9 protein-coding genes are annotated in these 11,976 nt (G+C 38.6%); all 9 read left to right on the top strand.

All coding sequences use genetic code 11. The features are described from left to right. Nucleotides 1-158 precede the first annotated feature (158 nt). Nucleotides 159-959: an NUDIX hydrolase gene (locus tag V7150_RS23460; protein WP_335523030.1), complete on the top strand. Its 801-nt coding sequence runs from the start codon at nucleotides 159-161 to the stop codon at nucleotides 957-959. Nucleotides 960-1,166: 207 nt separating this feature from the next. Beyond that, nucleotides 1,167-1,808 (top strand): helix-turn-helix transcriptional regulator, encoded by a 642-nt coding sequence (locus V7150_RS23455; protein WP_283918884.1) that lies wholly within the window; start codon nucleotides 1,167-1,169, stop codon nucleotides 1,806-1,808. Nucleotides 1,809-1,824: 16 nt separating this feature from the next. Then, nucleotides 1,825-2,640 (top strand): pyruvate, water dikinase regulatory protein, encoded by an 816-nt coding sequence (locus V7150_RS23450; RefSeq protein WP_335523026.1) that lies wholly within the window; start codon nucleotides 1,825-1,827, stop codon nucleotides 2,638-2,640. A gap of 2 nt (nucleotides 2,641-2,642) precedes the next feature. Next, entirely contained in the window at nucleotides 2,643-5,312 is a 2,670-nt protein-coding gene (gene ppdK / locus V7150_RS23445) for a pyruvate, phosphate dikinase (RefSeq protein ID WP_335523023.1), read from the top strand. 276 nt (nucleotides 5,313-5,588) lie between these two features. Then, nucleotides 5,589-5,780: a YbxH family protein gene (locus tag V7150_RS23440; protein WP_335523021.1), complete on the top strand. Its 192-nt coding sequence runs from the start codon at nucleotides 5,589-5,591 to the stop codon at nucleotides 5,778-5,780. A 97-nt stretch (nucleotides 5,781-5,877) separates the two neighbouring features. Continuing rightward, entirely contained in the window at nucleotides 5,878-5,967 is a 90-nt protein-coding gene (locus V7150_RS26680) for a putative holin-like toxin (protein WP_222860763.1), read from the top strand. 191 nt (nucleotides 5,968-6,158) lie between these two features. Continuing rightward, nucleotides 6,159-8,738, top strand: coding sequence for a DEAD/DEAH box helicase (locus V7150_RS23435; RefSeq protein ID WP_335523019.1), 2,580 nt, complete (start codon nucleotides 6,159-6,161; stop codon nucleotides 8,736-8,738). Between the two features lie 143 nt (nucleotides 8,739-8,881). Next, nucleotides 8,882-10,156: a glycosyl hydrolase family 18 protein gene (locus V7150_RS23430; protein WP_335523017.1), complete on the top strand. Its 1,275-nt coding sequence runs from the start codon at nucleotides 8,882-8,884 to the stop codon at nucleotides 10,154-10,156. A 169-nt stretch (nucleotides 10,157-10,325) separates the two neighbouring features. Next, complete coding sequence (gene dacB, locus V7150_RS23425; RefSeq protein WP_335523014.1) at nucleotides 10,326-11,795, top strand: D-alanyl-D-alanine carboxypeptidase/D-alanyl-D-alanine endopeptidase; 1,470 nt, start codon at nucleotides 10,326-10,328, stop codon at nucleotides 11,793-11,795. Nucleotides 11,796-11,976 lie beyond the last annotated feature (181 nt).

The raw sequence follows: 11,976 nt of genomic DNA, 5'->3' as shown, positions 1-11,976 counted from the left end.
GTTCAGTAATTTATTCATTTGAAATATATCATTAGTACCATTATTAAATAAAAGGATTACAGTGCTTTTTAAATAGGCCCTCTTACTTCGTTCGATGGCGCTGCTGTCGGCTTGTGCTCCACGTTTTATCCTGAACATATTTTTTAAAATTACGTAAAATGAAGAAATTGAACAATGAAGTGAGGAGAAATATGTTTTATATAAGAGAAACTTTTCAAGTTCTCCCTGAAAAAGTCAGTGATTTTAATAAATTTTTTCATGAATACTTGTACCCCAATAATTTGAAAAATGGTGCAAAATTAACCGGTCGTTGGGTAACAGTGTCAGAAGAAGAGATCATTGCAATTTGGGAGTACCCCAGCTATGAAGAGTATGTAAAAATTGAAGAAAGAGTTTTAAGTGATGAAATGCATCAACGTGCACAATCTCAACTTCAGAAATTAGGAAAGCTTTTTTTAGACATCCGTAAAGACTTTCTGACTTCAACGGGAGCATACAGTTCTCCAAAACAAACAGTAACGGTAAGCGGGTATATAACAAATGAAAAAAATGAAACATTGCTAGTAAAAACTTTTTGGAGAGCAGATACGTGGGAACTTCCTGGAGGTGGAGTAGATGATGGTGAAACACTTGACGTGGCACTGTGTCGAGAAATTGTGGAAGAGACAGGTATAATAGTAAAATTGCAAGGTGTAAGCGGAGTATATTCTAATGGAAGTACAGTTTCAATTGTCTTTCTAGGAAAAAGTATTGGAGGAAATCCAAAAACATCTAATGAGACAAAAGATGTTCGTTTTATTAAAATCAACTTAGGAAATGTTAAACAATATATAAAACGCGGAAAATTCATTCCAAGAGTATTGGATGCAATGAAAGGAAAATGCATACCGCATGAAGCGTTTAAAGTCCGTCCTTTTGAACTACTGGAGAGGCTTAATGGAAATGAAGAAAATGAATAATTAGACCAAAATCTCGTCGAATTGTGGTGGGATTTTTTTATTGAGTAATTATTATTGATAATAAATAGTTTGCAATTTTGTCAAAAAAAAATAAAAGTTATTGTTTCGATTCTTAATCAAATGTAATATACTATATACAAATAAGTATATCACATTTACAATTAATAAATATAATATATCATATTAATTGTAAATTAGGAGGTGGTAATGATTAAACTTACAAAGCGCCAGGATGAAATTCTGGAGATTGTTAAACAAAGTGGACCGATAACGGGAAAAGAGATCGCTGAAAAGCTTTCCTTATCACGGGCAGCGTTAAGACCAGATCTTGCCATCTTAACGATGTCAGGCAGCTTAGATGCAAGGCCTAGAGTAGGTTACTTTTTTAATGAAAAAATACAAGTAAAGCGCCAGGCTGAAAGATTTCTTCACCAAAAAGTAAATGATTATAAAGCACTCCCGATTGTCGTTGGTAAATCAACATCTGTATATGATGCCATCGTACAGTTGTTTTTAGAGGATGTTGGAACGCTTTACGCTGTCGATGCGGACGGGCATTTAGCAGGGGTTATTTCAAGGAAGGATTTGCTCAGAGCATCTCTAGGAAATCGAAATCTAAATGAATTGCCGGTTAGTGTTATCATGACAAGAATGCCAAATATTATCACCATTAATCCAGAAGAAACATTGCTCGAAGCAGCTAAAAAGATGATTTACAATCACATCGATTCCTTACCAGTAGTAAAGGAAATGGCCGGGCAAAAAAATACATATTTGCTAGTCGGCCGCATTACGAAAACAACGATCACACGTGCATATTTAGAAATCATGGAAGAAAAATCAGACTAAGGGAGTGGCTGGAATTTTGGTAAAGAAAGAAGTTGTCTATGTGGTATCAGACTCAGTTGGGGAAACGGCTGAGTTTGTTGTAAAAGCAGTTGCAACACAGTTTAACGGTGGTCAAGTAGACATCCGCCGTAACTCATATGTGGATGACTTTGAAGATATTGAAGATGTCATTATATTAGCCAAAAAGGACCATTCTATTATCGCTTATACGATTGTCATTCCAGCATTGAAAGAGTATATAGATCGGCGTGCTAGTGAAGAAGGAATTATGGCAGTGGACTTACTTAGTCCATTAATGAATGCGTTTGTTACAAAATTTAATAAGGAACCACAACATCAACCTGGATTAATGAGAAAACTGGATGAAGAATATTTTAGGAAAATTGAAGCAATCGAATTTGCTGTTAAATATGATGATGGCCGTGACCCAAGAGGAATAACAAAGGCGGATATTGTTTTAGTAGGTGTATCTCGAACCTCAAAGACCCCGCTGTCCATGTACTTGGCCCATCAGCGCTTCAAAGTCGCCAATGTTCCGTTAGTACCAGAGGTGCAGCCGCCGGATGAATTGTTCAAAATCCCACGCAAAAATTGCATAGGGTTAATTATTTCACCTGATAAGTTGAATGAAATTCGCAAGGAACGCTTAAGAGCATTAGGGTTAGCATCACAGGCAAATTATGCAAGCTTTGAGAGGATTTTAGAAGAATTAGATCATGCTGAAAAAATTATGAAACGCGTGGGCTGTCCTGTCATTGATGTATCAAATAAGGCTGTAGAAGAAACAGCAGGCTTAATTCTAGACGTGTTGAAAAAAGAGAGGAGCTTTTAATCATGGATCAATTTGTTTACTTATTTAATGAAGGAAATGGCAATATGAGAGAATTGCTAGGGGGAAAGGGTGCTAATCTAGCAGAAATGACGCGAATTGGCTTGCCGGTACCTTATGGTTTTACCATCACAACACAGGCTTGTAATGGTTACTATGAAGCTAATAAAACCATTCCTACGTTAGTAGAAAAGCAAACTTTAGAAGCTCTATCACACTTAGAAGAAAAAATGGGTAAAAAACTGGGAGACCCACAAGATCCATTGCTCGTTTCCGTTCGTTCAGGTTCTGTTTTTTCTATGCCTGGGATGATGGATACTATTTTAAACCTTGGGATGAATGATGAAACCGTTATCGGGATGGCAAAATTAACGAATAACGCCCGTTTTTCTTATGATTCATACCGCCGCTTCATTCAAATGTTTAGTAATGTTGTGCTTGAAATTGATACCTACTATTTCGAACAATTTTTAGAAGAAACACGTGAGCAGAAAGGCTATTCTTCAGATCCAGAAATGACAGCAGAAGATTGGCAGGAGGTTATAGCTGGGTATAAAGGAATTGTTAAAAAGCATACAAGAAAGGAATTCCCGCAAGAACCAAAGGAACAGCTATTCCTTGCCATTAACGCTGTGTTTAATTCATGGAACAACCAGCGTGCAATCGTTTATCGCCGTCTTAATAAAATACCGGATCATCTAGGAACTGCCGTTAACATTCAAAGTATGGTTTTTGGAAATATGGGGGATGATTCAGGCACAGGCGTTGCCTTCACTAGAAATCCGTCAACAGGCGAGCATGTTTTATACGGGGAGTATTTAATTAATGCCCAAGGAGAAGATGTGGTAGCTGGCATTCGGACACCGCAGCCAATTGCGACTTTAAAGGACGAAATGCCAGGAGTATACAAACAATTTTCAGATACATGCAAACTCCTTGAGCAGCATTATCAAGAAATGCAGGACATTGAATTCACTGTTGAACGCGGCCAACTTTTCATCCTGCAAACTCGAAACGGTAAACGTACTGCGCAGGCAGCGATTCGTATTGCTGTTGAAATGGTGGAAGAAGGAATCATTGATAAAAAGACAGCCTTACTGCGGGTTGATCCAGACCAATTAAATCAATTGCTGCACCGCCGCATCGATGATAAATTTGATAAGACAATTTTAGCAAAAGGCTTGCCGGCATCTCCTGGGGCAGCAACAGGCCAAGTGGTGTTTGATGCAGATGAGGCAGAGACTCTTGGAAATGACGGTAAAAAGGTGATTTTAGTACGACCTGAAACAACACCGGACGATATCCATGGTATTGTCGCTTCTCAAGCCATTTTGACAAGTCGTGGCGGTATGACAAGCCACGCAGCTGTAGTTGCACGAGGTATGGGAAAAGCTTGTATTTGTGGATGTGAAGCCTTAAAGATCGATTTAAAGGCGAAACAATTCACAGTTGGCGAAACTCTTGTGAACTATGGTGATACCATAACGATTGATGGGTCTACAGGTGAAATTATGCTTGGGGAAATTCCAATGATTGAACCAGAACTATCTGATGAGTTTCAGCTTCTGCTTACCTGGGCAGACCAAGAGCGGAAGATTGGCGTCCGTGCCAATGCAGATAATCCGGAAGATGCAAAGAAATCATTTGAATTTGGTGCTGGAGGAGTTGGATTGTGCCGAACTGAACATATGTTTATGGATATAAACCGTGTTCCAATTGTTCAAAAAATGATTTTAGCAGAGAATTATCAGGAGAGAATGGAAGCACTTGATTTGCTTTTACCAATGCAGCAGGGAGATTTTGAGGGTATCTTTGAAGCGATGCAAGGGTTACCGGTGACAATCCGTTTATTGGATCCTCCATTGCATGAGTTTATGCCAGATAAAGAGGAACTATTAGTGGAAGTAACAAAGATGCAAATTTTAAATCCTCAATCTGAGGAATTAAAGGAAAAAGAGCATTTGCTTAAAAAGATTCGTCAATTAGATGAAGTCAATCCAATGCTCGGCCACCGCGGCTGCCGTCTTGGAATGATATTCCCTGAAATTTATGAAATGCAAGCGAAAGCGATTTTCTATGCAGCAGCGACACTTGCAGACAAAGGCATGGATGTTGAGCCTGAAATCATGATTCCTTTGGTTGGTCATGTGAATGAGTTAAGGCAAATGCGCCAGTTAGTGATTGATGCAGCCGTAAGTGTACAGGAAGAAACCGGAAAGAATTTCACGTATACAATTGGGACAATGATTGAGATTCCACGTGCAGCTTTAACAGCTGACGAAATTGCTGAAGAAGCCGATTTCTTCTCATTTGGAACGAATGATTTAACCCAAACAACCTTTGGCTATAGCCGTGATGATGCAGAAGGAAAATTCCTGCAATCCTATATCGAAAATAAAGTACTTCCAGAAAATCCATTTGCTGTCCTAGACCGGGATGGAGTGGGTAAGTTAGTTGAAATGGGAGTAAAGCTTGGGCGGAAAACAAAGCCATCTCTTAAAGTCGGGATTTGTGGTGAAGTTGGTGGAGAAAAGAGTTCGATTGAGTTTCTCTATCAAAATGGTTTAGATTATGTAAGCTGTTCACCATACCGAGTGCCGCTTGCACGATTGGCTGCCGCACAAGCAACGATTCGTCATGAGTTAAATAAAGAAGAGGTATATACAACAGCATAATTGATTTATGGAAGAGGATGTGTGGAAAGTACGCCATCCTCTTTATTTTTTATGAGCAAATTTGGCTTAATATGGAAAACATCCAAAACTGCTGAAAAATGAGCTAATAAATGAGAAAATACATAAGGATAATGATCCATAAATTCAATAAATCGTCCAAAATGAAGTAAAAATGAGCCAATTGCAAAAACGAAGACGTCTCACTATCCTCCTAAATAGGAGTATCTCACCATTTTCTGCTTATACTATAATAAAAAATGTAAAAGGGGACTATTTATGGGAGCTATTGAACGCGGCGGATATCGATTTGTTCCGGAATTTAGTGTCATTCAACAAAATGGAGCGGTCCACGTGTATAACAAAGACCAATTTATCGAAGAAATTCAATTTCAGTTTTCAGGTAAGTTTCCTGAACTGGATCAAATCGAAGACTTGGTTGATCAATATTGTCATCAACATAATATATAAGGAACGCTTGTTCGGTATTTTAATTAATGCTATAATGAAAATGCAATAGAATAGTTTTCTCAAGGGTGGACGGCACATCTCCTTTTGAAAGGGGGTGATGCTTTTGACAGTTTTTCAGGCATTGATGTTGGCTGTATCGTTCGCTAGTCTCATTGTCACGGTTCTGTCTTTCCACAAAAAAAAATAATCCACCCTTGAGCCGGCAAGCATAAGCGGTGGATTATTGCCCTTTACGCCGATCCCCTTTAAGGGAATCAACTATTGCATGACCGAGCAGTTTGACGTCATGCTCGGTCTTTTTTACTATATGATCTTCTCTATTCACATTATACATAACTTTCATGAAAAAAGAAATCAATTTAAAGTGGAGGGATTCGTATGAGCAAGTTACAAACCATTTACCCTCAAGCAATTGAACATACAAAAATGAAAGTGGTTGAAGATATTGACCGCTATCTAGAAACGAAAGAAATACTTCCATCCTTTAAACAATACATTGCAGATAGAGGACATTATGTAGAACAAATTTGGGTGAACGTTTGGTTGAATAAATCGACAAATGATGTTCCAAAAAATGAAAAAAAGCAATTTCTAAGTGAAAAAGGGTACGAGGTACAAGGGATTGACAGAAAACTTCTGAATAAATTATTCCGAGATGAAATGAGAACATATCAGCCTTTCAATGTCATGGAATGGTTAAACCAAACATTTGCTGCAGAGAAAGAAAAGTGGTTGGAGCGTTATCATGATGCAAAGGACAATTTTTTAAAGCGTGAGGAACAGAAACAGCTTGAAGAACAGAAGTTAACGTTTCAAAGAGAAATCGAGGATTTTGCAGTTGGTATTATGGAAGAACAATATGAACTATTTTATATTAATGTCCGCCACTTTGTTGCGAAACAATTAGCTGCCGACCTGCAAAATAATGTGAAGTTTCAATCTGTGGATACCTTTGCACTTGAGGAAAAATTAGTTAATCAGGGTTCGTTTGATCCGTCGGCCTATACAACAGTAGCAGCTTTTTTTAAAGAATTGACTGGTGATATTCATAAGACACTAAACTGGGGCCGAAGTTTATTTGAATATCAAACTTATTTCTTTGTTTATGAAAGTTTAATTTCTGATTATCTATCAGATCTGATCCCGCAGAAAATACTAGAGCAGCTTTCAGCTGAGATTAAGGATAATTTTCACGATATCTTTCATGAGAAAATATCTGTTTCGTTTGTAAAAGGCAGCATTGCACAGCTTTTATATGATATTGAGAGTTATTTTATTGAAGATATTCAAGAAGAATATGTTTCTGACTTAATAAAGTTAGTAGAAATTCCTTTTGATCCTAAGGTGCATAAGGATATTTTAGAAAACAACCTCATGGAACGGGAAAAGAAACAGAAAAAAGAGCAGGAAGAACTTCAGCGGAAAAAAGAAGCCGAAGAACGGATGATGAAGGACATATTTGGAGCGGAATACGATTCTTCGTTACAACGCCATGTCCGCTATGTCCTACACATTGGTGAAACGAATACCGGGAAAACGCATCATGCGTTAGAAAAAATGAAAGCAGCAAAAAGCGGCTTGTATTTGGCACCTCTTCGTTTGTTAGCTCTAGAGGTATTTGATAAATTGAATACGGAAGGAACACCTTGCTCCTTAAAAACCGGAGAGGAAGAAAAAATGGTCTTAAATGCTCACCATACCTCTTGTACCGTGGAAATGTTCCATGAAAAAGAGTATTACGAAGTAGTCGTGATTGATGAAGCACAGATGATTACTGATAAAGACCGGGGATTTTCATGGTATAAGGCCATCACAAAAGCTAATGCTGACGAAGTACATATCATCGGAAGCCGAAATTCAAAAACAATGCTGCTAGAGCTTTTAGGTAATTCAGACATTGAAATTCATGAGTACAGCCGCGATACGCCGCTTGAGGTGGAAACGAAGGAATTTCATATTAAGCACATTAAAAAGGGTGATGCCCTGATTTGTTTTTCACGAAGACGTGTACTTGAAACGGCCTCACGTCTGCAAAATGACGGCCATTCTGTCAGCATGATTTACGGCAGTATGCCGCCGGAAACACGGAAAAAGCAGATCGAACAGTTTAACAAAGGAAAAACAAAGGTGATCGTCGCTACGGATGCGATTGGAATGGGGTTAAACCTGCCTATTCGTAGGATTGTTTTCTTGGAGAATGATAAATTCGACGGAACACGAAGACGGCTGCTTACCTCCCAAGAAGTAAAACAAATTGCTGGCCGTGCCGGTCGCAAAGGAATTTATGATGTCGGAAAAGTTGCTTTTACAAGTGATATCAAAAAAATGCGGAACCTGCTTTTGCAGGAGGATGAGCCTGTTCATACGTTTGCAATTGCTCCAACCAATTCTGTCTTCGAACGCTTTCAACGATATTATCACGATTTGGGGAATTTTTTTGAGCTTTGGGGAAAATTTGAAAGTCCGAAGGGGACGAAAAAAGCCTCGCTTTCAGAGGAGAAGTCGCTATATCAACTCATTGCCGGGACAGAAATAGAAGCGAGGCTATTCTTAATGGATCTATATGGGTTCTTACATCTTCCATTTTCAAAAAATGAACAAGCATTGACGAGACAATGGGAAGATACAATGTATGCCATCATCCAGGGCAGGGAGCTTCCAGAGCCAATTGTTAAGGACAGAAGCTTAGAGGAGTTAGAATTAAGTTATAAAGCGATTGGGCTTCATCTTTTATTTTTATATCGCTTAGGCGAGCGAACGGAAGCGATTTTTTGGGAACGGCTGCGGGAGGAAATCAGTGATCAGGTGCAGGAGCGATTGAAAACTGACATAAAGAAATTCGTTAAAAAATGCAAGACGTGCGGTAAAAAGCTACCTTGGGACCATTCATTTCCAACATGTGATGCCTGTCATACAGCAAAATACAGAAGATACCGGTATGATGAATTTGAATTTTAAAGATCCCGGGTTCCCAGTGAATCCGGGCTTTTTACATCCAAGTTCATCTAATTTACCAACGTGTTTTTTTTGGTTTCATTGATTAACATCTAAGTATATTAATATCTCAAACCCATATGATTGTTATAGGGGGTGAAGATTTTATGGCTGTTCATGTGGTTATAGCTGGTGAAAATCTATGGACAATTTCGAATAGGTACAATGTATCTATACAATCCATTGTTGATTTGAACGGATTATCGTCTGCGACTTCAATTGTTCCTGGTCTTGCTTTATATATCCCAAATAGTCTTCCGCCGTTTCGCTATTATCGAATAGTGGCCGGAGATCAAATCTGGAATTTGGCACAGCAATTCAATACTGACCCCTCAGCGATTCTAGCCGTGAATCCTGGAATAAATCCGAATCAACTCCACATCGGTCAAATCATCACCATTCCATCACCAGAAAAATTAGAAATTTCCACACTTGGATTTATTGTCCCATCGTCTGAGAGTAACGTTTTAACTATACTTGATTCTATTTCTGAACAGTTAACCTATTTAGCTATTGTCGCTTATTCGTTTACAGAAGAAGGATTCGCATATAATCAGATAGAGGATTTAGCAATCATAGCCAAAAGTAATCAATTAAATATCACACCATTATTGATGATTCGAAATTTTACTGGAAGTGATTTTAGTCCTGAGCTGGCAGGGAGGGTGTTAGAAAATCCAACATATCGCGGAAATTTAGTCGCAAGTATTGTAAATTTAACGATACAAAGAGGTTTTGGCGGGGTCAGCATCGACCTTGAATTTATACCTCCGGCAAGACGCAGTGATTTTATTACTTTTTTAACAGATTTAAAGAATGCATTAGGCGAGCTTATTTTGCATGTAAATGTTCATGCAAAAACAGCTGATATTCCAACCAATCGGATTATAGGTGCCTATGATTATGCAGCGATTGGTAAAGCGGCAGACCTTGTAGCGGTGATGACGATTGATTACGGTTATCCTGGCGGCCCACCCGATCCGATTGCTCCGATTACATGGGTGGAGCAAGTAATTCAGTACTCTATTACCCAAATCAATCCTCGTAAACTGCAAATCGCTTTGGCGCTTTACGGGTATGATAAAGTTGTTCATACTAATAAAACAAATGCTCAATCAGTTCTTGCTGCCCAAAATCAAGCGATTACAACCGGTACGCCAATTGAATTCGACAGCACCGCTAAATCCCCGTGGTATCGGTACTGGCATGGAGTAGAGGAGCATGTTGTCTGGTTTGAAGATATTCGTAGTTATATAGAAAAGTACCGTCTAATTGATGTTTATCATTTAAGCGGCACGACCTTTTGGCAAATTAGTCTGGCGGCACCACAGAATTGGGCATATCTCAGTAAAAATATAGCTGTTGTGAAGAATATTGAATAAAAAAATACTTGATATTGAGCAAGAGGTGAAAGATTGTTTCTATTTTTGTATGTTTTTAAGTCACAAGGTGGAATGCCACAGGGTTGGTACAAACATCTACCGTTCCCATTTTTGATACAAAATTGGTCTTTTGGACAAACTCTAAGAAAAAGGGAAGGCTGGATCAAGATTGAAGTTAAGAGTAAAATTTTTTGTCCTACTTTTTTTCACAGTGATTTCTGCTGCTATTCTCGGCATACACGTTAACGCCATGAATGGTCATGAGAATATGGTTCAGCAACTTAATCAACTAATACAAAATGACCCGGATTTAAAGGGGGCTATCGCCGGAATAAGTATTCGTTCTGCTGGAAGCGGTAAAATCATTTATGACCATAAAGGCGATATTCGATTACGCCCCGCCTCCAATATGAAGCTGTTTACTGCAGCAGCAGCCTTAAACGTCCTAGGTGAAAAATATACTTTCACGACTGAAGTCCTTACAGATGCACAAGTGAAAAAGAATACGCTGAAAGGTAATCTTTTTCTAAAAGGAAAAGGTGACCCGACCTTGTTAAAAACTGATTTTGACAAAATGGCATTGGAAATAAAGGAGTTGGGTATTAAACGGATAAAGGGAAATTTGGTCGGGGATGATTCGCATTACGATGATGTGCGTTATTCACTAGATCAGCCATGGAGTGATGAAACCACTTATTATGGTGCTCAGATTTCTGCATTAACCGCCTCACCGACAACTGATTACGATTCAGGTTCTATAAGGGTAAAGGTTAGACCTGGAATAAAAAGTGGAGACAAGGTGGATGTAGAGGTAACTCCAAAAACTAACTATGTGAAGATTGTTAATCATGCTGTAACAGTGAAAGAAGATGGAAAAAAGGAAATTACAATTGAGCGGGAACACGCAAAGAACACGATAACCATTGAAGGAACACTTCCTGTAAATGCGAAGGCAGTAAATGAATGGATTGGCGTGTGGGATCCAACTAGGTATGCAATAACTCTTTTTAAACAATCACTTGCCAACCAGGGGATAGCTTTATCGGGAAAAATAACAACAGGAACTGCGCCTGATACCGCAAAAGTTTTGGGGAGCCATCAATCAATGCCTTTATCAGAATTGCTCGTTCCATTTATGAAGCTTAGTAATAATGTACATGCCGAAATATTAATCAAGGAAATGGGAAAGGTGATGAAAGGAGAAGGAAGCTGGGAAAAGGGGTTAGATGTATTGGAAACAGAAACGGCAAAATTCGGGGTAAACACAAAAACAATGGTGATTCGGGATGGTTCAGGGATTTCACATGTAAATCTAATTCCAGCCAATCAACTCACATTGCTGTTATTTGCTGTGCAGAAGGAAAAGTGGTTTCCAGCATACCTAAATTCACTTCCAGTTGCTGGTGTTCAAAACAAAATGGTGGGTGGTTCATTAAGGAACCGCATGAAAAATTCCAGTACCGTTGGAAAAGTGAAAGCGAAAACTGGTACCATCTCTACAGTCAGCACACTCTCGGGCTATGTGACCACCAGAAGTGGACAACCACTGATTTTTTCGATTATGTTAAATAACCTGCTCGACGAATCGACAGGTAAAAAAATTGAGGATAGGCTGGTAACCATTTTAGCCAGTCAATAAGGGGGCAGTGTCGATAAGATACTACTCCCTTTATTTATTTAACGGTTGCAATTTATACATCCGTTTTTCAATATATTTCGATAAACCTAAAAAGAATTTCTAAATACATAGGATAAGGTTTTGCTTGAAAATTTCAAGAATTGATTTTACTATAAAAATGGTGAATATATAAGATAATGAA

Origin of the sequence: Neobacillus drentensis, assembly GCF_036965245.1 — a bacterium.
GTDB classification, from domain to species: domain Bacteria; phylum Bacillota; class Bacilli; order Bacillales; family Cytobacillaceae; genus Neobacillus; species Neobacillus drentensis_G.
Note: the sequence above shows the minus strand (reverse complement) of the source record. Positions and strands in the feature narration are given on the sequence as shown.